The sequence below is a fragment of the Sphingomonas rosea genome, from assembly GCF_039538065.1.
GTDB classification, from domain to species: domain Bacteria; phylum Pseudomonadota; class Alphaproteobacteria; order Sphingomonadales; family Sphingomonadaceae; genus Sphingomicrobium; species Sphingomicrobium rosea.
Genome location: NZ_BAABBR010000001.1, coordinates 486,247 through 511,721, shown reverse-complemented (window position 1 = coordinate 511,721; position 25,475 = coordinate 486,247). Strand labels below are relative to the sequence as shown.

At 60.4% G+C, this 25,475-nt stretch carries 23 protein-coding genes; 13 read left to right on the top strand and 10 right to left on the bottom strand.

Annotated elements, in window-relative coordinates:
* The first annotated feature begins 398 nt into the window (after nt 1–398).
* The 3 genes from ABD693_RS02560 to ABD693_RS02550 are packed head-to-tail and all read left to right on the top strand — an operon-like array spanning nt 399 to nt 2,793.
* Nucleotides 399–1,682 (top strand): site-specific DNA-methyltransferase, encoded by a 1,284-nt coding sequence (locus ABD693_RS02560; protein ID WP_344695423.1) that lies wholly within the window; start codon nt 399–401, stop codon nt 1,680–1,682.
* The gene (locus ABD693_RS02555; protein WP_344695421.1) at nt 1,679–2,212 is read left to right on the top strand and encodes a DUF5681 domain-containing protein; all 534 of its coding nucleotides are present in this window, start codon (nt 1,679–1,681) and stop codon (nt 2,210–2,212) included. The genes ABD693_RS02560 and ABD693_RS02555 overlap by 4 nt, the downstream gene beginning before the upstream one ends.
* The gene (locus ABD693_RS02550) at nt 2,212–2,793 is read left to right on the top strand and encodes a DUF5681 domain-containing protein (RefSeq protein ID WP_344695420.1); all 582 of its coding nucleotides are present in this window, start codon (nt 2,212–2,214) and stop codon (nt 2,791–2,793) included. Before ABD693_RS02555 ends, ABD693_RS02550 begins: the two co-directional genes overlap by 1 nt.
* Here ABD693_RS02550 and ABD693_RS02545 read toward each other — a convergent pair.
* The 3 genes from ABD693_RS02545 to ABD693_RS02535 form a co-directional block, all read right to left on the bottom strand.
* Nucleotides 2,782–2,955, bottom strand: a complete 174-nt coding sequence (locus ABD693_RS02545; protein WP_344695419.1) for a hypothetical protein — start codon at nt 2,953–2,955, stop codon at nt 2,782–2,784. The genes ABD693_RS02550 and ABD693_RS02545 overlap by 12 nt on opposite strands.
* A 165-nt stretch (nt 2,956–3,120) precedes the next feature.
* The gene (locus tag ABD693_RS02540) at nt 3,121–3,432 is read right to left on the bottom strand and encodes a thermonuclease family protein (RefSeq protein ID WP_344695418.1); all 312 of its coding nucleotides are present in this window, start codon (nt 3,430–3,432) and stop codon (nt 3,121–3,123) included.
* Nucleotides 3,433–3,516: 84 nt separating this feature from the next.
* Nucleotides 3,517–5,307 carry a recombinase family protein gene (locus ABD693_RS02535; protein WP_344695417.1) on the bottom strand — a complete coding sequence of 597 codons (1,791 nt, stop codon included), beginning with the start codon at nt 5,305–5,307 and terminating at the stop codon, nt 3,517–3,519.
* A 941-nt stretch (nt 5,308–6,248) separates the two neighbouring features.
* Here ABD693_RS02535 and ABD693_RS02530 point away from each other — a divergent pair.
* Nucleotides 6,249–6,470, top strand: coding sequence for a hypothetical protein (locus tag ABD693_RS02530; RefSeq protein WP_344695415.1), 222 nt, complete (start codon nt 6,249–6,251; stop codon nt 6,468–6,470).
* Nucleotides 6,471–7,522: 1,052 nt separating this feature from the next.
* Here ABD693_RS02530 and ABD693_RS02525 read toward each other — a convergent pair.
* Nucleotides 7,523–8,182: a DUF6766 family protein gene (locus tag ABD693_RS02525; RefSeq protein ID WP_344695414.1), complete on the bottom strand. Its 660-nt coding sequence runs from the start codon at nt 8,180–8,182 to the stop codon at nt 7,523–7,525.
* 128 nt (nt 8,183–8,310) lie between these two features.
* Between ABD693_RS02525 and ABD693_RS02520 the strand changes: the two genes are divergently transcribed.
* The gene (locus ABD693_RS02520) at nt 8,311–9,027 is read left to right on the top strand and encodes a Crp/Fnr family transcriptional regulator (RefSeq protein WP_344695413.1); all 717 of its coding nucleotides are present in this window, start codon (nt 8,311–8,313) and stop codon (nt 9,025–9,027) included.
* Between the two features lie 113 nt (nt 9,028–9,140).
* Complete coding sequence (locus ABD693_RS02515; RefSeq protein WP_344695412.1) at nt 9,141–9,482, top strand: hypothetical protein; 342 nt, start codon at nt 9,141–9,143, stop codon at nt 9,480–9,482.
* Between the two features lie 288 nt (nt 9,483–9,770).
* On the opposite strand, the gene ABD693_RS02510 is transcribed toward ABD693_RS02515, so the two are convergent.
* Nucleotides 9,771–9,953, bottom strand: coding sequence for a DUF3008 family protein (locus tag ABD693_RS02510; protein WP_344695410.1), 183 nt, complete (start codon nt 9,951–9,953; stop codon nt 9,771–9,773).
* A gap of 250 nt (nt 9,954–10,203) precedes the next feature.
* Here ABD693_RS02510 and ABD693_RS02505 point away from each other — a divergent pair, with 250 nt between their 5' ends.
* From ABD693_RS02505 to ABD693_RS02485, 5 genes are all read left to right on the top strand, one after another.
* Nucleotides 10,204–10,473: a hypothetical protein gene (locus ABD693_RS02505; protein WP_344695408.1), complete on the top strand. Its 270-nt coding sequence runs from the start codon at nt 10,204–10,206 to the stop codon at nt 10,471–10,473.
* Nucleotides 10,474–10,588: 115 nt separating this feature from the next.
* Entirely contained in the window at nt 10,589–11,050 is a 462-nt protein-coding gene (locus ABD693_RS02500) for a hypothetical protein (protein ID WP_344695407.1), read from the top strand.
* Between the two features lie 34 nt (nt 11,051–11,084).
* Nucleotides 11,085–11,546: a hypothetical protein gene (locus ABD693_RS02495; RefSeq protein ID WP_344695406.1), complete on the top strand. Its 462-nt coding sequence runs from the start codon at nt 11,085–11,087 to the stop codon at nt 11,544–11,546.
* A 91-nt stretch (nt 11,547–11,637) separates the two neighbouring features.
* Nucleotides 11,638–12,063, top strand: coding sequence for a hypothetical protein (locus ABD693_RS02490; RefSeq protein ID WP_344695405.1), 426 nt, complete (start codon nt 11,638–11,640; stop codon nt 12,061–12,063).
* 161 nt (nt 12,064–12,224) lie between these two features.
* A complete protein-coding gene (locus tag ABD693_RS02485; RefSeq protein ID WP_344695404.1) occupies nt 12,225–12,701 on the top strand; it encodes a hypothetical protein in 477 nt (158 codons plus the stop codon).
* 287 nt (nt 12,702–12,988) lie between these two features.
* Here the strand turns inward: ABD693_RS02485 and ABD693_RS02480 are convergent, their stop codons facing one another.
* On the bottom strand, nt 12,989–13,324 hold the full coding sequence (locus tag ABD693_RS02480; RefSeq protein ID WP_344695403.1) for a hypothetical protein: 336 nt from the start codon (nt 13,322–13,324) through the stop codon (nt 12,989–12,991).
* A gap of 50 nt (nt 13,325–13,374) precedes the next feature.
* Between ABD693_RS02480 and ABD693_RS02475 the strand changes: the two genes are divergently transcribed.
* On the top strand, nt 13,375–13,653 hold the full coding sequence (locus tag ABD693_RS02475; protein ID WP_344695402.1) for a hypothetical protein: 279 nt from the start codon (nt 13,375–13,377) through the stop codon (nt 13,651–13,653).
* Nucleotides 13,654–13,899: 246 nt separating this feature from the next.
* Here ABD693_RS02475 and ABD693_RS02470 read toward each other — a convergent pair whose 3' ends face one another.
* The 3 genes from ABD693_RS02470 to ABD693_RS02460 all read right to left on the bottom strand — a co-directional run bounded on the left by ABD693_RS02470 (nt 13,900) and on the right by ABD693_RS02460 (nt 22,100).
* Complete coding sequence (locus ABD693_RS02470) at nt 13,900–18,753, bottom strand: beta strand repeat-containing protein (RefSeq protein ID WP_344695401.1); 4,854 nt, start codon at nt 18,751–18,753, stop codon at nt 13,900–13,902.
* Nucleotides 18,754–18,936: 183 nt separating this feature from the next.
* Nucleotides 18,937–20,499, bottom strand: a complete 1,563-nt coding sequence (locus ABD693_RS02465) for an asparagine synthase-related protein (RefSeq protein ID WP_344695400.1) — start codon at nt 20,497–20,499, stop codon at nt 18,937–18,939.
* Nucleotides 20,500–20,969: 470 nt separating this feature from the next.
* Nucleotides 20,970–22,100, bottom strand: a complete 1,131-nt coding sequence (locus ABD693_RS02460) for an HWE histidine kinase domain-containing protein (RefSeq protein WP_344695399.1) — start codon at nt 22,098–22,100, stop codon at nt 20,970–20,972.
* A 258-nt stretch (nt 22,101–22,358) separates the two neighbouring features.
* Here ABD693_RS02460 and ABD693_RS02455 point away from each other — a divergent pair, with 258 nt between their 5' ends.
* Nucleotides 22,359–22,760, top strand: coding sequence for a response regulator (locus ABD693_RS02455; RefSeq protein ID WP_344695398.1), 402 nt, complete (start codon nt 22,359–22,361; stop codon nt 22,758–22,760).
* A gap of 713 nt (nt 22,761–23,473) precedes the next feature.
* Here ABD693_RS02455 and ABD693_RS02450 read toward each other — a convergent pair.
* Complete coding sequence (locus tag ABD693_RS02450) at nt 23,474–25,465, bottom strand: response regulator (RefSeq protein WP_344695397.1); 1,992 nt, start codon at nt 25,463–25,465, stop codon at nt 23,474–23,476.
* Between the last annotated feature and the right edge of the window lie 10 nt (nt 25,466–25,475).

Sequence of the window (25,475 nt, the reverse complement as noted above, 5' to 3'; positions counted from 1 at the left end):
ACCAGGGGTGGTTGGAAAGCAGCGCCGATGCCGCAAAGCCAGGATGGTGACCCAGCCACTGTGCTGCGAACCGGTCTCCCTGTTAAACAGGCAATTACAGGGAAAAAGTTCGAAACTGCGCTTAAAGCAGGCTCTCAAGACAGATCATCGGCGACGATGTAAGGAAGGAAAAAGGCATTTTTCGGCCAACCATGCGTGCCGGAGAAAAGCCATTCCCTGCTATTCGCCAAAACAAGCATCTAATTCGATGAAACAGGAGCATTATTCGCACTGAGCAGGGCGGTTGAACGCCGAAACAGGCCATTTTGCGAGGCTCCGACCGAGTGGGCTTGCCAACCCGCGAAATCCTCGTTTTCCATCACGATGACTTAGTTGCCCGTTCGTGTTATGTTCCGCTTATGAAGCAGAACGCAACGGCAACGGCGGATACCGATCGTCAGCTGGCGATTATTTATCAAGCGACCAGTTCCCTGCAACCTGATCCGCGTAATGCGCGAACGCATCCCAAGCGGCAGATCACGCAATTGGTGAAATCCATTCAGCAGTTTGGCTTCACCAATCCAGTGCTCGTGGACGAAGCCGGGTTTCTTATCGCCGGCCATGGCCGGCTGAGGGCGGCACAAGAGCTTGGCCTAGCGGAGGTGCCATCGATCACCCTCGGGGGTCTTTCCGAGGCTCAGAAGAAGGCGTTGCGGTTAGCAGACAACAAGATCGCTCTGAATGCCGGCTGGGATTTAGAGATTCTACGACTTGAACTGACTGATCTTGGCAATCTGGACATCGACTTCGACCTGGGCCTCACCGGCTTTGCGAGTGGCGAAATCGACGTCATTCTGAAGGCCGCGAACGATCCAGACGATGAGTGTATTCCGGCCGTACCAGCGGAGCCGCGGACGCGGCCAGGGGACGTGTGGGTGTTGGGTGAGCATCGCATCGGCTGTGGCGACGGCCGCGATCTGGAGTTTCTGAAGCGGCTGATAGGGGAGGGGGCCGCGATCGATGCGGCGTTTTTGGATCCGCCGTACAACGTCAAGATCAATGGGCACGCGAACGCCAAGGGGCGACACCGCGAGTTTGCAATGGCCTCAGGCGAGATGAGCGATGCGGCTTTCCGACAGTTCCTCGAGGAGACGCTCGGAGCGGCCGCAGTGGTTTCGCGGCCAGGCGCTGTTCACTTTGTCTGCATGGACTGGCGCCATCTTGATGACGTCTCGGTGGTGGGACGCTCGGTTTACGGCGAGCTTCTGAACATCTGCGTCTGGAACAAGAGCAACGCAGGAATGGGTTCTCTCTACCGCTCAAAGCACGAGATGGTGTTCGTCTATCGCGTGGGCGATGTGCCCCACGCCAACATGGTCGAGCTCGGCCGGCATGGTCGCAATCGAACCAATGTCTGGGACTATCCGTCAGTTAACTCCATGGCTGGTAGCCGGCGCGAGGACTTGGCGCTGCATCCAACGGTCAAGCCGGTGGCGATGGTGACGGACGCCTACCAGGATGTGACCAAGCGCGGCGACCTGGTGTTCGACATATTCCTTGGGTCCGGTACGTCGCTGATCGCTGCTGAACGGTGCGGGCGACGCTTCCGCGGGTGCGACATCGATCCCGCGTACGTTGACGTCGCCGTTGAGCGTTGGGCGCAGGCAACCGGAGGAACGCCAAAGCTGGAGCGAGCCCAGTGAGTGGCAGGTTTGTCAAAGGACAGAGCGGCAATCCTGGCGGACGTCCCAAGAAGCGGCGCCCGCACGTTTCAGCCTTCGACATCATCTTCGATAAGACGCTGACAGTGATGAAGAACGGTGTCGAGCGTGAGCTTACTCTCGACGAGGCGCTACAACAGCAGACTTACCAGGCGGCGCTCAAGGGCAGCAGAATGGCGGTGCGAGCCGTCTTGAAGATGATCGAAAAGCGTGAAGAAGCTTTGGCAAAGAAGGTCGTCCCTTTAGGGGCGCCGGCCTACAAGTTTCGTCACGAACAGGATCCCCGGAATGCTGATGACGCCATGTTGCTCCTTGGAATCACTGTGCCCGACCCGTCTTGGTCGGGAGATTGCCAGAACGGCACTCGCATGAAGCTGGCGACGTGGGCCGCTCAAGCCGCCTTGAGCCGTCCTGGGCGCCGGCAGCTTACAGAAAAGGATCGGGACGAGATCAAGCGAACGACGCTGAACGCGTCAGATCTTAAGTGGCCGCGTCAGCGTGGGCAAAGCTGATGGAGAACGAGCCAGAGCAGGTTGGTTACGGCAGGCCACCCACCGCGACGCGCTTCCAAAAGGGGCAGAGTGGCAATCCGCGCGGACGACCTCGCAAAGCCAGCGGCAGTGACATCCCGTACGACAGTCTGCTTGGACAGATGGTGACCATTCGCGAGGATGGACGGCAGCGGCGGGTAACTGCCGCCGAGGCCTTTTTGCTTCACCTCACCAAGAAGGGGTTGTCTGGCGACAGTGCGGCTGCCCGAGCGTCTCTCGCCGCGATCGAGAATGCACGATCAAGACGCGGGGCGGAGGAGTTGCAACAGATCAAAATCATTTGGAAAGGCGTTTCTCCGGGCTCCGTCGGCTGCAGTATCGAACCGCTGGGCATTGCAACGAAGCTGAATCGCTATTCTGAGGTGAATGCACGCATCCTGCTCAAGCCGTGGATCGTGCAGCTCGCACTCGATAGGATGCAGGGAGGTGAGCTATCTGCCGACGACCAAATGGCCGTAATGAAAGTCACGCAAAAGCCGGAAAAGGTTGAATGGCCAAGCTGGTGGTCAATGAGGGCACAGTGTCACCAGTTAAGTCGTTGAGACCAACAGGGTCTGGCCGATATTGGCGCCGACGTCGATGAAGGCGCCGGCGCGCTGCTTGAGCACGCGTTTGATGGCCCGCGTCTTCCACTCGGATTCCCAGCTGACGAGCCCGCGCGTTTGCCAGCTGACGTTCGTGACGCGAAGATCGCGCTGGCCCACCCTGACCCCATAGGACGGTCGCGCCATCAACCAGGAGCGGGTCCAGAGCCCGATTGCCTTCGTCCGATTCCCAACGCTACCCCCTGACCACTGCCAGCTGATGCCGACGATCAGCTATTGTTGGGCGATGGGCGGTCGGCTTGGCAAGCAGCGAGCAAGACCTACCTACCCATAGCGGCAGGCGCGGCCGACCTTGCCGCCATTGTCGTAGCGCGGGATGTAGCGAACGCCTGGCACGCGCAGCATCCGGCAGTTGAGGTTCGTGGGGCCCGCCCAGGCCACTGCCAGCAGCCGGCGGTAGCGATCTCGGCCGACCGGTTCGAGCCGCACCGGGCCGAGGCGTAACGCGACGCGCATGGTGAGCTTCGCCCTCGTCGCGGCCGCGCTGTCACAGACGTGATCGCCGAAGCCCTCGCGGCAGGGCCGGCTGTCACTCCGATCGGGCGCATCGATGCCGAGCAGCCGTACTTCCCCCACGTTCGCACAGCGGATGCTGTCTCCGTCGATGACCTGGGGAGCGATGCAGACAATGGTAGCGGGAACGTCAGGTCTCCTAGAATGTCATTCTCGATGCTCTTCCGCCCGAATATTTCGCCCGTGTCGGCCGACACGACGAAGGTAAGGGCGATCAGGATCCGGCTCCGGGAAGCCGAGTATGGCGCGCTGCTGACGCCAATCGGCGGGCAGTGGCGAATAAAGAAGTTTGTGTTCTGTGAGGTCTTCAGGCTGGCGGCCATCGATGATGGCGGCTTTGATGTCCGGCGCAAGGTAGTTGAGCCGCAGCAGACGCGAATATTTGCTTGGCCCAAGTTTCAGCGCCGCCGCGTGTTTCTCGAGATCCCGTGCTGGATCGCTCAGGAGGCCGACCTGCGCCTTGGCGGCCGTGTCCAGCAGCCTCACTAGGTGGGCCGAGCGGTTCGCGCCAGGCACGCATTCATACGGCAAGCTGAGCTTCACTCGATGGGGTGCGAGAACCGCATCAACTTGAATGAGGTGCAGGTCTTCCGGCGATCGCGACATCTCCCGTACGGTTCGGAATAGGCCGATGCCGCTCCAATTCAGGAAAGCATCAAGCGTTCGAAGCGATACCCAGATCCGGACTTCGCGCTTGGCGATCTCGACGCGGCTGAGCAGCGCTTCGAAAACGTGCCGGAGTTCTGCGCCCTTGAAGTCGACCAACCGCGAGGCGGCGACGGGTCCCTTTTGCTGCATCGCAAAGGCCAATTCCGGATCGGCGTAGGCGCGGATGACCGCGACCCGCAACTGCTCCTGATCGTTGAGGAACGCGATGATCGCCGCCTTCACCAGATTCTCGAGTTCGGGCGCCCTGACCCTGACTCGATCTTGCCGCCCGCCCTTGCGAAAACGACGGCTATCGCTCTCATAGTAGCGCTGCGGCCACCGATGGGTCCCGCGAAGCCGCGGGGCCAGCACGCGATCGGTATCGTCAAAGGCGAGCCCGGCCAGGACGTGCAGGCTGAGGTCGGCCTTTCCGCTCTTCTTCGACCGACTGGCAAGCACGTCCTGGATCGCCGTCCAGCGGTCGAGCGAGACGTAGGGCTCGTGATCACCCCGGATCAGCTTCCCTTCCACGCACTGGTATCCGGCGTAGAGCGGGTTCGAAAACATCCGGCAGGCAGAGCCGCCGTACCAGAGCGGACGACGTTCCCCCCGTTGCCGATCGGCGCGAAGTGTCGCACCCAGCCCCTCGTCCTCGAGCGCGCGAAGAAGTCCTCGGATGCTCGGATAATCGTCAAAGCGAGCCCATGCCTCGCGGACAAGCCGCTCTTCGCAGGCCTCAATCGCCAGCCGACCCTTGTGCTTCTTGTAACCGATGGGCGCGGCGCCGCCGATGAAGAGGCCGCTTCGGCGCATCGTGTTCTTCTTGTCGCGGATCCGGTCTCCCATCATCTCCCGCTCGAACTGCGCGAAGGTGAGCAGGATGTTGAGCACCATGCGACCCATGCTGTCGGTGGTGTCGAACGACTGGGTGACGCTGACGAAGGATATGCCGAAATGCTGGAAGGCATCCATCAGGCGAACAAAGTCGGCGAGCGAGCGGGTCAGCCGGTCGATCTTGTAGAAGACGATTGCGTCGATCCGCCCTTCGCGAGCATCGGTTAGCAGGCGGTGTAGCGCTGGCCGTTCGAGGTTGCCGCCCGTGAAGCCTTCATCGTCGTAATGCTGTGGCAGCTCGATCCAGCCCTTGTGAGCTTGGCACTTGATATACGCCACGCAGACCGCCCGCTGCCCTGCCAGTGAGGTCATTTCCTGACCAGTCGGACTTTCCGTACTCTTTCTGGTGTAAATGGCGCAGCGAGTGATGGTTCGTGGTGCGCTCTCGTGTCGCATGGCATGGTCCTCCCGGACGCCTGCGGAGAGGGACCGCTCGCAAGTTTGGAAGAGGCCGGGCGGGCGCTGGCACGGCAACCCGCCCGGGCCTCACCAGCCCCCTCGGGTTGGTTCGAAATTGCGGCTACGTACAGCAGGCCCGTGAGCGAGAATGCTCCCGATCACCGCAACAACGCAAGCGCAATCGTTTCGGCTCAGGGTGTAGAAATTCGGCATGAACTCTTCGGCTTGGAGTCTCGATGTTGCCCACCTGCGGTGGTGGTGCCCTAAGACAAGGCAATTAAGGCGCAAGGAACGTTGCGATCGCGAGAATAGAGACGTTGCCTGCCAAAACCAGCGGTGCCACCGTACCGTCGGCGGCTCGGTGCCCCCCAGTCAAGTCGCCGGGTCGCCGACACGTCCTTTCGGCCTATTGTCAGCTTCTCGACATAGGCTCAATTGGGCGCATGGGCGGTGACGTTGAATGGTTGCGTGATCAGATCAAGCGATGCCACCGCCTCGCGCGTGAGTGCAATGACGAAAAAACGAGCGCAGCTATCCGAATCTTGTGCGCCCAATATGAGGCCTGTTTGCAGGTGCTTGAGGCACCTGCGATTCCGGCGTGCCCAACATCGGAACGGAGTTCGGCTACGGGCGGCAATGCCGAAGAGGGTTGGCAACCCGGCGTTTAAACTCGGAACGCCGGGCCACCGGGCGCAGTAGTGCCCAACGAAAGTTGGCCGCAAGCTGAACGGGCGGGCCGGTGCATACGGTCATGACATGGTATGCGAAGCGCGGTCAGGAGCGGATCGGGTTGGGCGCTTGCCTAGCGTTCCCCGGTTTGTCACGGACTCGCTATCTCTGAAGGAAGGGCGCATAATTTGCGCAGCGCATACTGTTCTTTCAGCAAGTTTGCGCACGAGAGACGAATGCGAGGTTCCGCTGTCACGAGGGAGAGATGTATGCCTTCGGAAGATATCGCGTATTATCAGCAACGTGCCTCGGTGGAACGTGACCGCGCCAAGTCCGCGCCGACCGCCGAAATCGCCGCCATTCACGAGCAGCTATCAGCGCACTACGAGAATGTCATCGCGTCTTTGAGACGCGGAGCGGAAAGCTCAGACGTCGTCGATCCGTTTGATTTTGAGGGGTCGCGGCAAATTCGACCTGGTAGTGGCTCATGAGTCATCGCTCACGATGTCCTTAGGCCGCTGGCTATTCGTAGATGAAAAAATTTCCTGACGACGCGAATTTGCACGATGCTCTGGCGTACCTTCGCGCGGCCATAGTCTTACTTGACCGTGAAGGATTGCAGATGGCTGCATCGCGATTGGCCATGGCCATCGATGAAGTCGAAGATGCAATGGCCGAAGCGCTACTGAAGCGCGAGCGTTCGGGATCCTCAGATTAAATTAAGAGATGCCACAGCTGATACGATCCTAATAGGTACAGTGGGGTCTCTTGCAGCACGACATTCTTATCGGACTAGATCGAACCGCGACGAAGGTCTGTATTGCGACTGGTGGCGTCGTCACCGAACTGCTTTGCGCCCGAGTACTTGGCCGGGCTCAGCGACCCGAGTGGGGTTTATGTCGTCGGAAGATCGTTCGATCCTTGATTTGCGATTAGCCCGCCTCGCCAAGCAGTATCGTGAGGAGGCGAGGCGTGCGGCCGACCCCGCTACCGCGGCTCGCCTGACCGACTTGGCGGATTCGTATGATCGGGCAGCTCGCGAGTATCATTCGCTACCCGACGGGTCATCGTCTCAATCAGCCTGAGGTAATGGTCGGCTAAAGCCTCGTGCTTGAGCGCGATGGCACGAGTAGGAGCTGTCAGGGCCCGACTGCTCTCAATCAGCACGAGTTGGCGATATTGGGCAATCTTATCATCGGACATGCGCTCGGCCTTCGCTGCAAAGCATGCTTCAAAAGATCAGCCACGACGCGCAAAAAAATGGCTAACCGCTCTTGATGTAATGGCTAACCTCTCCAGCTCATGGCGAATTTCCGCCATTTCTGAAGGGTAGTGGAGGCCCGAGCCGGTGTGCCACAATCGCGCAATTACAGACACTTACCGTGGCTAACACTTTGACGGCGACTGATGCATTTTCAGTAGCTTACTATCGGCAATGGCTAACCTAAAACGGCCGTTTAGGATGCATCGACGGCGTACCAGCGCACCCGAAACGGGCGGATTGCTCTCCGATTTGCGGCGTACCGAAACGCGGATCCCTCGTTCAAGAACCCGTCTGCGAGTTCGATGCAGTGAGCGGCTTGCTCTCCGGAGAGTTTCGTTGTCGCAGGTAGATCGAGAGAACAACGAGGACGGCAGTGGAGAGAAACTCGCTCTGCCAATTCTGGAACGATTCGAACCACAACTGAGGGTCGCGCAAGTACGCGAGGGCGCTGACAGCCGCGTCGCCATGCTCGCGAGCCTTGTCCGCTGCAACCTTCGCGCTGTTGGTCCAATGGAGAATGAACGATAGGAGGAAAAGCACGAACAAGGCGGTGCCCAGACTGTGGGCATAGATCCATCGCATGACTGGGCCGCGGCGAAGGATCCTCGGCGCGTCTTGATTCTGCGCAATTTCCTGCAGCGAGCCATCGCGATCGGGTTTGTCCGGATCCCTCGATTCCGACGATCCACGCTGCACCAGGATGCTGGTGAGTACGACATACACGGACATCTGAAGGAACTCGCTTTCCCAATTCTCGAAGACCGAGGACTGGAATGTGGCGCTGCCAAGATACTCCCAGGCGCTCGATACCTGTCGGCCATGGCTTCGCAATTCCTCGTTCTCGACCGTCCAGCCCGAGAGCCACTGGCCGATTATGCTGACGAGAAAAAGCGCGAGTAAGATGATCGTTAAGCCATGATCGGAAATCCAACGCTTCACGATGTGCTCCCATGTCGCCAACTGGCGATGTCGGCACTTGAGCTTCCCCGGGTTCGCGGTCAACGCGCTTGGTATCCCGTCGGCGCGCGCCTACGCGGTGAAAGAGCGCTGCCGGGGGAGGCGATCAAATGGATGTTCATCTCAAACGGCTGACCAGTCGTTTCGAAATCAATGCCGAGGAAGAGCGTGTTATTCGCAGTCTTCCCGACGCGGTGCTTGAATGCGCCGCCGATGAGACAATCGTGCTAGCCGGGGTCGCTCAGAGCTATAGCCGGATCCTGCTTTCCGGTGTGACGGGTCGCCACAAAGGGCTGAAAAACGGATCACGCCAAATCACCGAACTCAATTTTGCCGGTGATCCCATCGACGTGCACAGCTTCACGCTGAAGCGTCTTGACCACGATATCGTCAGTTTTTCGCAATGCACCTTTGCGCGCATTCCCCATCAGAAGCTCTGGGAAATGACCGAGCGATATCCAAGGCTGGCACTCATCTATTGGTTCGGTACGAACCTCGATGCGGCAATCCACCGGGAGTGGGAATTGTCGCTCGGGAAGCGGAGGGCGATTGTTCGCATGGCGCATATGTACTGCGAACTGAACGCCCGGCTTCAGATCGTCGGGTTGAGCGACGGCCGACAATTCCGTTTGCCGCTCAATCAGGCCGAGCTGGGTGAGTGCTTGGGAACGACTGTTGTGCATACCAACCGCACGCTTCGGCAATTGCGTGAGTGCGGATTATGCGACCATCGCGGTGACATCGTGACGATCCATGATCTGGCGAAACTCAGTGCCTTGGCTGAGTTCGACCCTGCATATCTCTATCTCGAGAAGCAGACGATCTGACCATTTTCTCCGATAAGTCTCGAGGTCTCAATTCCAAGGCTTAACTTGGTTTAATGCGCCAAATGCATTGATGGGGTTGGACGCCAGCCGGCTGAACTTTTTCAGAGGGCGCGATGATCGACGACGAAACCTCATACTTTCGACTTCGTGCGGCCGAGGAAGTCCGGATGGCCGAGAAAGCGAAATGCCCTGAAGCTGAAGCGGCACACTGGAAAATGGCACTCAGATATGCCGAGAAAGCAAACCTCGTCGATACGAAGTTAAATACTCTGCTGCTGGAACACGGCGACAACGCTGCGCTCTACGCGCAGGCTCGCGCCCAAGCAGCTCGAGACTTGGGCCTGGAGGCCGACGCACGCGAGTGGCACCAAATTTTTCACGATCTCGAAGTGCTGCGGAAAACTGACTCCGAAATCTTCAGTGGGAACGACAAGCCCACTACCGGACGCGTTTGATAGGTTTTGAGGGTGCGCGCGTGAAGGGCCTCGGCTATTTGATATCAACGCTCAGTGTCTGTCTACTAGGGATAGTTTCGTGGCAAGGCGACCAACCTTTGTGGAAATCTTTAGTCCTGATCGCAGGCATGACTGCATCGATTGCTGGAATGATCCTGCGCTTCCTCTCTCACCGTAAGGACCGAGCGGCGATAGCCTTTGCCCAACGTGAAGCCGCGCAATCATCGTTCCGGCGATCCGGGGCCGGACCACCACATCGGAACGGTGACGACAGGACGAATATCTAGATCACGATTTGTGCTCGGGTTTTCCCTTGCGGCTGGTCTTGGCCATCTTCTCAAGCTCGTTCTCGCTCATCGACGAGGCCATCGACTTCGACGCACCTCGAAGCTTGCTCTTCGGTGTGTCGCCCCGCTTCGCCGAAAGAGCCGCACCGGCGGCTTTCTGTTGAGCTGCTGATTTAGCTGGCATGAGCGATCTCCTCACGTAAACAGCGGCAAAACGCTCCAATGAGGGTTTGGTTCGAGGTGTTGCTAAGTGCGAGTTGGCTACGAATGTCCGCTTCCCACCCATTCGCGACATTCCGTCCGAACGTCTGGGTTCGACCCATTGCGGACATTCGACCGCGCTGTAGCCTAAGCAGATGGACTGGGAAACGAAGCTGCTGAGTGACATAGAGTCAGGCTCCCTGCGCCCTCGGACGCACGAAGTCGCTCGCCGCTTGGCCCGCCATCAGAACTTCGGCGGTGAGTTGGGCAAGGAAGTTGTCGCGGCCTTTGATCAAGGCAGGGCAGCGGGGGACGAGCGCCTCCTTGGCACGCTTTGGCAAAGAATTGAGTCCTTACCTTTAAGCGAGCAAGGGTCGCAAAGGACACTTTTGTCGCTGCTACGACCTGATGAGCCGCTGGATAGCCACTTGGCTGAATACCTCATTGGATGGGCGAGCGACGAAAACGTCCCGCCGAGCGAAATCGAAGCGGCCTTCCGCTAATGTCTGCTTTCCACCCAAAGCGACATTCGAGCTTGCTCAGGAAATGATCATAACCTGCTCATGACAGCGGCTCGCGCTTCAGTCATTTGGTCCCCGCACTTCGCAGGAGACCTGGTTGCCAACCCGTCCTTCGCCGCTCTGGTGGCTCACCGGCTTTCTTGTGACCGGCTTTCCGGTCCTGAACTTCATCTACTGGCCTCAAGTTTTGAAGTCTGGTGTGTTGCCGCCTGATGGTGACAGTATCGGCATCCCGATGTTCGGCAGCATTCTTACCGCGCTGATCGCATCGCCGATGGTCTTCGGCGTCACTTGGCTTTGCTTGCGACGCTACAATCCCGCCGGCCAGCTGTGGTCATGGCGGAAGGATCGGCCCGTTCGTTCGGTTGTAGCCACGGTGCTGTTCGGTGCGGCGTCGCTCGCATTTACCGCTGGTATATTGGAAAGCCTTTGGCGTCCGTCACCGTGGTATGAATATCTCTGGCCTATCTACATCGCTGGGTGGCTGCCGTGGTTCGTCGGCCTCAGAGCGGCGCTGATAGAGCAACTCGATTACGAACCCACCTATTCGGAACGGTAGGTCCGCTTTCCACCCATTTACGACATTTCGCCGAATGTCTGACTTCGACCCATTGCGGACATTCGGCCGCAATGCGAAGTTGGCACGTATGCGCATCTCAGACCTTCGTATGGGTGACGTTTATCGCCACAAGGAAAGCGCTGCTGGGAACATCCTTGCTCAAGTAGGCGAAGGTGGAGACGTGGGCTTCTTCAGAGCGCAGTCGACTACCTCTCTTGCCGAGCAACAGCCGCTATTTCGTTTGGTGATGAACCAACCCGACTTCAGGCGGCACTGGCAGAGACAAGGTAGCTTTCCCGCGCACGAGTCTATGCGCCACCTCGCGTGGTATGGTGATGCGGACATTGGTTCCGAGGTTAGATACAGGGTTCGCCTCGACAACATCGAGATGAGAACGGAAGTCGACGATATGGCGTTCGAGAGGCTGGAGCGATTAGCTGTTTGGGAGACGGCTCACGTTCTGGAGCGTTTGACCCGCCTTATACCGTCACCTTGAATGTCCGCCTCCCACCCATTCGCGACATTCCGTCCGAACGTCTGGGTTCGACCCATTGCGGACAGAGGCGGCTACCGTCAGACTACCCTGAGTGAGACGAGTGACCGCCTTAGCTTTGCAGGCGTCGGCCATCGCCAACGGTTTGCTGTTACTCAGTGCCATTGCATTGTTGTTGATGCAGCCCGAAGGCGCGACCCTTAATTCGAGATGGTTTGGCCTGCAGGTGCTTGTCGCTCTTGCACTGGTCTGGACCTTAGTGCTCACCTCCTTCGTCATCTTAGCGGAGTTACTCCAAAAGCGCGCGGGGTGGTCGCCCGTCGCGACCGTCGTGACGACCATTGCGGTCGACTTCGCGGTGGTCTGGCTGTTGAGCGGCGGGACTGCACCCTGGTCCACTAACCCCTACACCCTCTGGAGGGATGCCTGGACGATCGGTTGGTTGCTAGCCAGCAGTTTGCTCGCCACCGGGCTCTTCAGTTTTCTTTCAGGGCTCGGAGGGAAGGAAGAGCCGCACTGAAGATAGTGCCCCATAGGCCATTGCAATGCTGGATTGAACGTCCGCCTTCCACCCATTGTGGTCATTGGCGGTTAGACTAGCCTGGTGGGGAGGAGGTGTTGATGCGCCCGAGAGTTGCTTCGTTCTTGATCACGGCGTCACTCTTCGTGCCTGCGAACGCAATGGCATGCGAGTATGACCCGTTCCTGTTCCGCTTGCCTGGCGAAACGGTTGCCGACGCAGAGCAGCGCTCAGAGGCAATCATGTCCGAGGACAAGATTGTCAGACGCTACAATCGGGAGGCTGCTGCGTTCGATAACGCGAGCAAGGTCTATTTAGGCAGGGTCACATCCGTTGGCCCCGGTGGACAGGAAAGGTGGGGTCTCAGCGATCAATTTGTGACGATCCGATTGGTCGCCTCCCTGAAGGGCGAAGCGCCCAAACAGCAAAGGCTAGCTGGGGAGAAGGCGGGCAGCCTCTGCAAGGATCGCGGCGACGGCTTGGGCGCATTTTCAAAAGTCGGCGACCTCATCGTCGTCTTCGAAGGCCTTGCCCGGTCCGATGAGCGCCCTCGCGGAATCGACAGTATTCCCGCTAAGTTGATCCGAACCGTTCCGCTTCTCGACGAGCTAAGAGAGCACGGGACAGATCTCGAATGACGCAGCTCTCGCAATGTCCGCTTTCCACCCATTTACGACATTTCGCCGAATGTCTGACTTCGACCCTTTCCGGACGCTCGGTCGGCGGACCTGGCGCCATCTCGTGAATGTCTGCTTGTGGTGGTTTGCGGAACGTCTGCTTTCCGGCGAGCACAGGCGGTGAGCCGACATTCGTTTAGGTAGAGCGAGCCGGCCGCTTAGAGCCCATTGCTGACATTCAGCGCTGTGATCGTCGATCCCGCAAGCGGCCGTCGGTCCAAGCCGGCCGCCGCGCTGGCCTGCCGAGTTCAGGCGAGGCCGTTCAGATAATCGGCGCGCGCCATCTGGCCCGCGGGCCAGATGGCTGCATCGATCAGCGCCATCGTGACGCGCCGCGCCAGCTGGCGCGCAAGTGTGCGATCCTTACTTGGCACCAGTCCCTCGATCGAGCGGCCATGCACAAATACGCTGCGCGTCTCGAACAGGTCGGCAAAGTCGCTGCCAGCCTTCGGGTCGCCGAGAAGCGCTTCGACGCGCTTCGCCAATCGGTCGCTCGGCGACATGCGCTTCCTTTTGGGTCTGCCGGCCTGGTTTAAATCGGATCGCAATCCGAGCGCCGCCTCGATCATCGTCATGTGCGCCATGATCTGGTCCATGCTTTCGCTGAATGCCGCGCGGACCAGGAAATGCTGCCGTGGCGGAGACATGCAACGGCAGATTTGATCAAGAGGAAAGGCAAGCCCTAATCGAGCAGGCGGAGATGATGCTGGTTCGTGCGCCTGTCCTGGCCGTGACTGCACTCATGGCCTTGCTTGCGCTCGGTGAGGAGCCGCGGGTGCTCGAGCTTGCCTATTCTTATTATCTGGGCCGCGGCACGCAGATGACGCCCTTGTGGAGCAATGCCGACGACGCCCGCATTTCCGATCCAATATCGGCGAAATACCCAGCTATTATTCCTACTTTGCGCCCGTGAACTGCGAGCATTGCCGGGGTTCGACGGCCTCTGCCGCGACCTCGGATTTTTGACCTACTGGCAGGAGGCGGGGTTACAACCCGACTTCCGCACCTGGGCGCGGTTAGCCTCAGCCCGCGTCGGACGATTGGCCGGACAGAGGTTGCGCGAGATGAGGGAGGATAGAGTCAGGCGCTCGACCTTGATGTCATCGCCGCCAAAATGCCGCCACACAGAGCGGTTCATCGGAGGCGCGAAGCCATCGTATCAGATCAAGTAATCCGTCCGAGGGATCAGCCAGTCGTGCTCGTAAGTGTTGAATTCGTAGCGCGGCAGATGCCCACCAGGCCAGGTCTGCTGCGACGGCAGCGATTGTTCTTCCCAGCCTTCCGCGGTGATCGCCCTGCCCATGATCGAGCCCTGTCCGCTGACCGCGAACACAAAGTCGGTAACATCGAGAAGGTGACCGTCCGCAACCGTCACGTTGATCGCAAGGTCCGCCGTCGCATCGCCGTCGAAGTAGAGTTCGACGAGCGCATTGTTGCCGGTCTGGACCGCGCGGACTTGGTGGGCGCCGCTGGCCGCGTCGGTGCCAACGAAAGTGAAACTTCCAAGCGCGCTGAAGTCGATCCGGTCGCCCAAACGGAAATCGCGGAGGCTGTCGCGGTCGTCCACCGCCGATTGGTTGAGCGACGTGTAAACGAAGGTGTCGTTGCCAAGCCCGCCGTAGACCTCGTCACCATTCTGGCTGCCGAGGATCCGATCGTCGCCTGCGCCTGAGAAGATGCGGAAGCGACCGTCGGCTTCTGCCGAGCCGTCGAAAACCAGCGTTTCGCCCGCCTGCAGCGTGTTGGCCGACACGACCAGCCTCTGACCGGCGGCGACGTTGCCGTCGTTCATGGTGAGGTCGTAGCCGGCCACTCCGCCGGCGGCACCGAAGCGGTTGTCCGAAGCGCTCAGCAGGACGATGAACTCGACATTGGTCATCTGCGCCGCGCCGAACACCAGCGAACTGCCGCCGGTGAAATTCCCCTGGAAGCCGATCTGGTCGAACAGGCTGCCGCCGCCGTTCACCGTGTCGGATGCGCCGAAGCGGTTCTGGCCGAAGAAGAAGCCGTCCCCGCCCGGACCCGACCCGCCGGTCAGCGTGTCGACGCCGAAGCCGCCGTAGAGGGTGAAGGTGCCGTCGGTCTCGGCCGAGCCGTTGAAGGTGAAATCCTCTCCAGCCCGGAGCTCGTTCGCCTGGAAGATCAGGTTCTTGCCGGCCGCGACCGCCGTGTCGGGCGCGGTGATGGTGTAGTCGTAGAGGTTGTTCGCCGTGTCGCCGAAGCGCGTGTCGCTGCCCGACAGGAGCACGACGAGCTCGACCCCGCTCAGGCCGCCGAGCGTCACCCCGCCGGCATAATTGCCCTGCAGCCCGATCTGGTCGAGCACGCCGTCGCCGCCGTCGACGGTGTCGGCACCGGTATAGGCCGCGCCGAACAGGAAACCGTCGTTCCCGGTCCCGCCCGCGACATTGTCGTCGCCGCCCCGGGTCAGGTCGAAGAAGTCACTTCCGTCCGTCCCGGTGATCGTGTCGTTGCCGCTGCTGCCGGTGATCCTGCCGTCGGGCGCCAGGGTGATGGTGACCGTGTCGGTGTCGGACTTCGCCGCATACTGGCTGGTGATCGTCAGCGTGTCGGTGCCGTTAAAGTTGAGGTTGCCGCGATAGGCGAGGCTGTCGAGCGCGGCGTTGATGGCGGCGCCCGATCCGCTGACCGACAGCGAGCCGGTGCCGTTGGCGCCGCCGACAAAGGTCAGGCCGCTCGTGTTCGTCAGCGTCAGCGTGCCCGAGGTCACCGACAGGGTCACCGTCATGGTGACCCCGGGATCGGTTACCCGAAGGCCGTTGGCGCTTCCCGACGAGAAATAGAGGTAGGTGTCCTCGACCCCGTTCTGTGCGCCGGGAACGCTGTTGTAGAGGTTTGGCGCATAGTCGAAGACGAAGAAGTTCTTCGGATCCGAGCCGACCCCGATCGGATTGGTGTTGACGACGAGGCGGGTCCCGCCGGGGGTTCCGTCGGTGACCCAGGTCTCGGTCCCGACAACGCCGTTATTGGCGCCGAAGTAGAGCTGGTTGCCGACGATGTAGAAATTGTAGGGCGAAGCGCTGTCGATCCCGGGATTGATTTCCTTGAGCTTGACCGTTCCGGCGGTGGTGCCGTCGGTCACCCACAGTTCCGACCCCGAGGCGCTGTCAGTCGCGTTGAAGTAGAACTTGCCCTGGAAGGTGATGCCGTTGGTGAAATAGCCACTGGCCGTGTTTCGGTTGATGTCGAGGACCATCTGCGTGCCCGCCGCGGTCCCGTCGGTAACCCACAATTCCGATCCGCCGCTCACGGTCGTCCCGGAGAAGTAAATCTTCCCCTCCGATGGGATCGCCCAGTTCGGGTTGCCGAAGGTCGAGAGGGAATTGCTGAAGCTGGCGAGCAGCACGGTTCCGGCCGCCGTCCCGTCCGTCGCCCACAGTGCCGAACCGGAGCCCTGGGCCGCGCGGAACACGACGAGGTTGCCGACCTGAAGGAAATCGACCGGATTGGAGCTTCCCGTCCCGACGTTAATGTCCTTGAGCAGGGTCGTGCCGGCGACCGTGCCGTCGGTGATCCACAATTCCTTGCCCGTGGTCCCGTCGCTCGCGCCGAACAGGATCTTGCCATTCAGGGTCGCGGCGGAATTGAGCACGCCCTGGTTGGTGTTCGCATAGACGAACGACTTCAGGAGCACGGTTCCGGCGCCGGTCCCGTCGCTGCTCCACAGCTGGTAGTTGCCGGACTGGTCCTGGAACTCGAACACCAGTTTGTCGCCAAGCACGCGCGGCGGCGTCCCGACATAGGCGTAGGTACCGGGAAGCGTCTTCAGGATGCTGGTTCCGGCGCTGGTCCCGTCGGTCAGCCAAAGGTCGGTGCCGTTCGCCGCATTGGTGGCGGTGAAGGCGAGCTTGCTTCCCCACACGGTAAAATTGGCGGGATTGCCGTTCCCGGCCCCCGCCAGCGTGTCCTTGAGCAGGCTGGTGCCGGCGAGCGTTCCGTCGGAGATCCAGATTTCGCTGCCGCTCGCCGCATCCGTCGCCGCGAATACCAGCTTCGACCCGAATTGGACGATCTGCGTCCCGACATTGGCCTTGAGCATCACCGTGCCCGCCGCCGTTCCGTCGGTCTTCCACAGGTCGGTCAGCGTGTTCGGCCGCGACAGGAAGATCAGTTCCGAACCGAATACCTTGAAGTTCGACAGGTTCGCACTGCCGGCGCCCGGAACCATATCCTTGACGAGCTTGGTGCCCGCGACCGTCCCGTCGGTGATCCAGAGCTCGCGGCCGGTCGCCGCTTCCTCGCGCTCGAAGACGAACTTGTTCGTGCCCGGCAGCAGCGCGCCGTTGAGGTTCGCCGAGCTGTTCTGGCCGTACATGCGGTCGACCAGGCGGACGCTTCCGCCCGGTGTGCCGTCCGTCGCCCACAGCTCAGCCGCGGTCCCGAAGGTCGCGGTGAAGAGGTAGATATTGCCGATCTGTCCGCCCGCCCGGGGATTGGAGCCGATGTCGGTCGTCTTGTTAAGGTCGACGATGGACGTGCCCGCGACCGTGCCGTCCGAGATCCACAGTTCCGGACCCTGAAGCCCGTCGTCGGCCGTGAACAGGATCTTGCCGTCCATCACCGACAGTTCGGGGACCGGGGTCGTATTCGTTCCGTTCGTCCGCGCGAAGTCCTTGAGGAAGACCGTGCCGGCGGCCGTCCCGTCCGTGCTCCACAGGTCCCAGGCGCCGTCGCTGCCCTGGTTGAAGAAATAGGCCTTGGAGCCGACGACGGTGATCGGGGAAATGTCGGAATAGGGGCTGTCGTCCCCGCTCGCCAAATCCTTCAGCCGGACCGTCCCGGCGGCCGTTCCGTCGGTCGCCCAGATTTCGACCCCGATGGTCGGCTCGTAGGCGGTGAAGAGAAGCTTGGTGCCGAGCTGGATAAAGCCCTTGGGCTCGGACGAGCCACCGGCGGCGGTGTTGATGTTTTTGAGCAGGACCGTCCCGGCGGCGGTGCCGTCGGTGATCCACAGCTCGATTCCGTTGGTGCCGTCCGACGCCGCAAATACCGCCTTCGAACCCAGCGGGGTCAGGTAGTTGGCGACGGACGAGGCCGCTCCCGGCGAAATGTCCTTGAGGAGCACGGTGCCGGCGGCGGTACCGTCGGTGACCCACAATTCCTCGGCGTTCGTCCCGTTGTTGGCGACGAACAGGACCTTGGACCCCATGATCAGGAAGTCGTTGGCATAGGAAGACGAGGTGCCCGCGTAGATGTCCTTGAGGAGGATGGTCCCGGCCGCGGTGCCGTCGGTGATCCACAGTTCCTCGCCCTGCGTGGCGGTGGCCGCCTTGAACAGGATCTTGTTGCCGAACTTGAAGAAATCGTTCGGGTAGGAGCTGGCCGTCCCGGCGTTGATGTCCTTGAGAATCCCGGTTCCGGCCACCGTCCCGTCCGAAACCCACAGCTCGTAGCCGCTGGTCGCACTCGAGACCGCGAAGACGGCCTTGGTGCCGATGACCATCGGCTCGGTGTAGAAGCCGAAGCCGCTGATCGTCGTCGACAGGGCCTGGGTCCCGGACGTGGTGCCGTCGGTGATCCACAGCTGGTTGTCGGCGATGAACAGGAGTTTCGATCCGAACGGCTCGAAATTGGTGATGCTGCCCGGATACCCCGACCCGCTGACGGTGTCCTTGACCAGCACGGTTCCCGCTTCGGTCCCGTCGGTCGACCACAATTCCCGCCCGTTCGTGGCGTCCAACGCCCAGAACAGCACCTTGTTGCCGTAGGTGTAGAGATAGCTTGGGTTGGAACTGTTGCTGCCCGTATAAATGTCCTTGAGGAGCCGCGTACCCTCCGGCGTCCCGTCGGTAACCCAAAGTTCGCGGCCGTTCGTGCCGTCGTTCGCCATGAAGACGACGAGGTTGCCGAGGCTGACGTAAAGGCCGAGCTGCGGATCGAGCGTCCCGGGCAGGTCGAGGATCGCCTTGGTCCCGGCCTGTGTCCCGTCGGTGATGTAGAGGACCGGACCCGACGCGCCATCGTTGGCGGTGAACAATGTGCGCTTAACCATGCGATCCCCCCTTTCGCTCATGCTGGGACGATCCTTCAGCGCCACACAGCCACATGCCACGAACATCCATTGACTTGATTCAGAGACGGCAGATTAATTTCTGGCAGTTGCAGAGCAATGAAGCGTCTTGGGTAATCTCAAGTTTACGCTCTTTTCCAGACAATTGTGGGATTGGCGCAACGCTTATGAGGTTTCGGCAGCGAGCGTCCAGCCGTCGCAGGCAAGCACGAATGCAGCAAGAGCGACCGCCCGCGGCCATTCGATCCGGTAAAGCCGCTCGTCCGCCGCGGTGGGTCTGGTGATCGCGCGGAGGCGCCTCAGCGCATCGTCGAGCGCATCGATATCGAGGACCGCACTGAGCTCATCATGATCGCGGCACCCGGCAATCAGCGCCGCAAAGCCGTCTGCGTGTCGCTGGCACCGGCTGATCCAGTCGGCGCTCTGATAGCCTCGGCGGCGCTCCCTCATCACCGCCAGCGGGAGGAGGTCCCCTGCTATGGACCGTGCCAAGCCACGCGGACCGAGCGCGGCGAGCTGATCCTCCGGCAATCGAAGCGAGAATTCGACCAGTCGGCGATCAGCGAAGGGATCGACCGGCCGCAGCCGCCAATGTTCGCGCACGCCGTGCAATAAGGCACCCGGGTTCATGCCCCGCAGATGATAAAGCCGGCGTGCCGGGCCGTCGGCCGGAACGGGCCCGGCCGGGTCTGGCAGTGCGGCGTCGTCCCGCAGGAACCACTTTGCCGGGCGGGACTGCCCACTCACCAATGCCCGCAATCGTCGCCATGGACCACGCGCGAGCGATCGCGCGCTTGCTGACATGCTGAAGGTGTAATTGCCGGTTTGAGCGATCAATAGCCGGTCGGCGCCTACAACACTCGCCTCATCTTGGAGGGACGCAAAAAGGCCCTGGTTGTGGGGGTTAGGCAGGGGCTGGTGATAACGGCTTGGCGCTCCGATCATGGCCGCGACAGGGTCTCCGCGAGCGCGAACGCAGCGATGTTCGACCGCACGAAGCGAGCCCGCCACGGCCGCGGCGAGGACCCCTTCGTTGACCAGCCTGATGTCGCCTACGGGAAGCAGCGCAGGGTCGGGCACGCCCGTCAGTGCGACGTGCCGACTTCCCGCGGCCCGAACATTCGCTGCGATTGCCGTTACAACACTGCTGTCGAGGCCTGCCGACAAGTGGGTCGCTAACACCCGACCGCCGCCCGCCATGGCCGCGACAACGGACTGTTCGAGGAGGCTTCGGTACTCGCGAACCATCGCCTTGGCGGAGGTAAAGCGAAGCGGCGTTTGGTCCGGGTTCCACCAGCGGTAGTGGCTCACCTGCCCTTCGGCGATCGTGACGATCTCACCCGGCCGAACCTGCTCGACGCCCTGGAAAAAGGACCTTCCGAGGTTAGTCCGGAACGAGAGGTCTGCGACTAGTGCTTCAAGATCCGGCCGACGATAGGCCTCATCGAGCCGCCCGAAGACGTCGCTTCGCGTGGCGAAGGCCGCTCCCTCCGCGCCGCGCACGAAATAAAGCGGCTCGAAGCCAAGCGGATCGCGGACGAGCGACAGCTCACGGGCCTCATCGTCCCACACAGCGATGGCGCTCGCGACTTGCGCAAGATTGAGAACCGCGGGCCCGTGAGCGGCCCAGTGGGCGATAAGTCGGTCGCTGAGCGAAAGATCACCGCTTATTCCCGCAAGATCTCCTCGCTGCTCTACGATCCGCGACCAGAGCGTCGAGCAGGCCATGGCACACATGCCCGAGCCGGAGCGAACCAAAACACCATATGAAGGCTCATTCGCAACGAGTTTTCGGGCTACAGCCTCGGCCCGCTGGCGGGTCCAGGTGACTGCTCCGATCATTCCTGAAAGGTAGACTGGAGTTGAAAGTCTAGCTGCCCTTAGCGAATTGGCCTTCGGGCGCATTCGGGTTCGGCCCAGCTTCCGCGCCCCCGGCAATCATTCGACGCAAGGTCGGCTTCACCCACGGCAACCGCCTATTCAGTCCAGTTACGCTCGAACGCATCTTCTCATTGGTCAACGCCTGTGCCTCCGTCGTGCTTATCGTTCACTCCCAGTTCGCGAGGATAGCGTGACATAAGTTCGACGCCAATAACTTCCGATCAATCTGACGCAAACTCGGCAATCGCCAATGTCCGCTTTCCGCCCTAAGCAGACGTTCCGCTTACGAGCTTATCCCATTAATGCCTGTATGGTGCTCAGGCGACTTGAGCCGTCAGGGTGTCAGCGGCTGTAGCCCCTTCGATAAGTTCCGCTGAAAGATGCGCTACGACGCCAGCCGGATCGAAGATTAGGGAGACCGCTGCTCCTAATTCATGGGCGAGACTACCTTCGATCATACGGGTGCCGAAGCCACGTCTACGCGGCTTCGCGACAAACGGGCCACCGCGCTCGCGCCATATCAGCTTTAGCACCTTGCCCTTTTCACTTGGCTCTACAGTCCAACGCACCTCAACTGTGCCGCCGGGCACAGACAAAGCGCCGTATTTCAATGCGTTGGTCGCGAGCTCATGCAGTCCAAGCGTAAGAGAGGTCGTCGTCTGTGAGCGAAGCGTGACGGATGGGCCGTGTAAAGTGATTTGATCCGCCTGCGGGGCAAGAGGGTAAAGAGTTGAGGAGATCAAGTCGCTTAGGTCTGCGCTCTGGACCTCGTTCAAGAGCCGCTGGTGCGCTGCCGCCAACGCGCTGATGCGACCTACCAGCTGCAAGCGGGCGGTCTCAACGTCTCTTTCGCGTCCGGAAAGAGTTAGGTTGATCAGGGCAGAAACCACGGTGAAGGTATTCTTCAGCCGGTGGCTTGACTCATTTGCGAGCAACTTTTCGTGCTCACGTGATTCCTGAAGCGAATGGATAAGCCTGAGATTCTCAAAGGCCGTGGACGCAGCTCTCCCGAGCGCTTCCAGAATTGCAACTTTGTCGGGCTTAGGAGCATCGGTGTTGCGCCAATACGCTCCTAAGGCCGCAATCGCTTCCGGCTTGCCGATTGGAACCATGACGGCGCTCCGGACGAACGTTTCTGCGTAAGCTTCTTTCGGTATACGAGAATCTACAAAGACGTCCGGAACGATCGCTGTTTGGCCCCGCATCATGACCCAGCCAGAAAGGCACTCGTGTAGGGAGAACTCGCGGCCTTGCCATAAAGGTGAAATTGCGTCCTCCGCAACGTAGCGGCAGGATTCACCATCACGAAGGATGATCGCAACTCCGTCAGCTTCGATGAGGTCTCGCGTGAGCGACCTTAGCACCGAAACAAGTGACTCGGTCGTGCGACTTGCCGCCAACTGCTCAATTGCGGCAGCAAGCCTTAGAGTTCTGTCCTGCTGTGACATTCGAGCGCCTCGGCATGCGGGAGCGCTAAGTCTCTCAGTCGGCACCGCGCATGGGCAGATCGAGGCCGATACGCCCTCCTACACTAACAGATGTAGACATACGAATCAAATAACTCAGATTAGGAGATGGCTTGGCTCGGCCCTTCAAGGTCTGCTACGCGACTTACAACGCCCGCTTTCCTTGGCTTTGCTCGCGCGAGGTGACCTGTCAGAAGGTTTCCTACTCACAGCCTTGTGGAGAAGCGCGTGAGGTTATCAATGCTCATCCTCCTGACGGAGGACGAAGCCCTAGTGTCTATATCCGTGCAGAAGGCGCTTGAAGACGCGGGTTTTTCCGTAAGATCCGTGTCGAGCGGTGAAGAAGCAGTAGCGGTCCTAGACGCAGAACACGCCGACTTCCGCGGCATAATCACTGATATTCGCCTTGGCAGCGAGATTGATGGCTGGGACGTCGCGCGCCATGCCCGAGAACTCATCCCCGATGTGCCAGTCGTTTACATGTCTGGAGACAGTGCTCACGAACATACGAGTAAGGGCGTCCCGCAGAGTGTGATGCTTCAAAAGCCATTCGTGCTGGCGCAGGTCATTACGGCCATCTCCTCACTCCTGAACTCGGCCACACCACAGCAGATGCTCGTATCTCCCACGCAGCCGTCTTGACTGCGAATTCCGCCCCACCAAGCGCAGATTTCGCCGAACGTCCGCATTCGACCTGCTGTGGAGTTCGGCCCAACGTCCGCTTTCGACCCATTGCGGACATTCCGCAGGACAGTAAGCTTGCGACATGCGGTTGCGGCGGCTCTTTGTGCTTTGTTTGATCGTGCTGACACCCGCGTGCAAATCAAACAACCAACTTGCTGACGGCTGCTATTATGCGCGTGGCAGACCCGTTTTCACAGTGAGTGGTGAGAGGGGGCGAGTCCTCATTCCCGGTAACATCAAGACCTTCAAGATCGTTCGGCACGGGAACGGGAGGGTGACCTTCTCGCCGGGAATGCTGTTCGACGGCAGGGGTGAAGGCCCGTCCCAAGCAGTTGCCTTCCCCGATGCACCTCCACTTTCGATGAAAGCGGGCACTGCCGTTCCCACCGTGGAGATGCATTGGACCGCCTACGGGGACGAAAGTGTGTCCCTTGGTAAGCCGTGTCTGTAGCGGCTCTGCGAACGTCCGCTTTCCACCCATGTCAGACATTCCGCTGGTTGCGGCCCTGGGCGACCGCAGGTGGTGGAAAGCGGAAAGACAGCTTGCAGGTGAGCACCGGCGAACAGCGGACGTTTGAGGTATTCGCTTGGCGCTGGCTCAGCGCACCCTCAAAGGTCGTTTTGTCGCTTCACCGGGTTTGGAGAAACGAAGTAAAGAAACAGCCCAGACCCTACTGCTCTTGTGAGATCTCAGCCCGCTGAACCGAGTTGCGCAACGTGGCGGCAAGGTCTTCGGGATTGAAGGGCTTATTCAAGATGGCAACGTCCGTCGGCCGTTCCTTGATCTCTTCGGCATCTGCATAGCCCGTTATCAGGACGGCGGGCAGGTTTGGCAGCAATTGCCGGGCCTTTACCAGCAAGTCCGTGCCGCTGAGCTGCGGCATGGCATAATCGCTCAGCAGAACATCAATCGTCTGTCCGTCAGCAGCCAAGATCATGAGGGCTTCCGCTCCGGTCGACGCTTCCTTGATGTCATGACCAAGCTCGCGCAGCAGCGCTGCCGTGGTCTCACGCACCTCGGGGTGATCATCGACAAGCAGTATCGAAAGCTTGCGCCTGTCTTCGACCATCTTGGGCGGCTTGGAGGTGGCGGTATCTTCTTCGATCGATGATGTTTGCGGTAGCCATACGGTGGCCTTCGTTCCTGACTTCCCTTCGCTTGCGATCGAGAAGGTGCCTCCGGATTGCCGTGCAAAGCCATAAACCATGCTGAGGCCCAGACCCGTGCCCTTGCCGACAGGCTTGGTTGTGAAGAAAGGTTCCAGCACCTTGTCCGCGATCTCCGCCGGAATACCGGTTCCCTGATCGGCGACTTCAAGCCTGACGTATGTTCCGGGCTCAAGGTTCAGCTTGTTTCCACGGGCAATGTCCTGCGTGTCCGCTGAAATGGTGATGGTTCCACCGTCCGGCATGGCGTCGCGGGCATTGATGACAAGGTTCATCAGCGCCAGTTCAAGCTGCGAACGGTCGGCGAAGGCACACCAGCTGTCCTCGGGCAGGTGCCAGTCGAGCTCGACCAGGCCACCAAGGGTATGGCTGAGAAGGTCGTTCACTTCCTTGTGCAAGGAGGCAATATCGACAGGCGTAGGCTGCAGCTGTTGCTGACGGGCGAAGGCAAGCAGGCGCCGGACAAGCTCGGATCCTTGGTCTGCAGCACGCTTCGTCATGCTGAGGATCTTCAGGTGCTCTTCACTAAGGTTCGCACGCCGCTCAATGAGGCCGATGCCGCCAAGCACTGCCGCCAGCAGGTTGTTGAAGTCGTGAGCGATGCCTCCGGTGAGCTTGCCGATGGCATCCATCTTCTGGGCATGGACCAACTGACTTTCGAGCGCGCGACGCTCGGTCACATCGGTCAGGGTGCCGGCATACTCAAGCGGCACCCCTTCAGGATCACTCAGCAGCACGGCCTGATCGTGAAAATACTTGTAACTGCCGTTAGCGCAGCGCCAGCGATATTCCACCGATAACTTGCTCGTGTGCGCGCGCTCCTCAAGCGCGCGCAGGACGCGCTCCCGATCTTCTTCGTGCAGCCGGTCGCCCCACAGCGTAGGCTCCTGGAGCACCTCGGCGAAGGGGTAGCCGGTGATCGTCTGAAAGTTGCCGCTTACGAAGGTTGGGCAGCGCACGTCACATGTCAGCGGTTCGAGATAGAGCACGATTGGCAGAGACTCGATAATGGCGGCCTGTCGCTGTTCGGCGCGCCTGAGGTCCTGCTCTGCTCGAAGCAGCTCGGCATTGGCGCGCAGGTTGGCGTCGAGCAGTTCCTGTTCCTGCTGAGCCTTGCGCTCGATTTCGCGGGTCTTGGCAAACAAGTCGACGAACACAGCGACCTTGGAGCGAAGCACCATCGGATCGACCGGTTTGAACACATAGTCGACGGCGCCCATCGAGTAGCCGCGGAGGAGGTGCTCCGTTTCCTTGTTCACCGCCGACAGGAAGACGATCGGTATGCGCTTTGTCTGGTCGCGGCTGCGAATGATCTGGGCGGTTTCGTAACCATCCATCCCGGGCATGTAGACGTCGAGCAATATGACCGCGAAGTCGCCCTTGAGAAGGTGGCGGAGCGCCTCCTCACCGGACCGAGCAACGACGATGTCCCCGACGTCTTCAAGCACCGTTTCGATGGCGAGCAGATTGCGCTCGTCATCGTCGACGACGAGCACGCGCGGACGC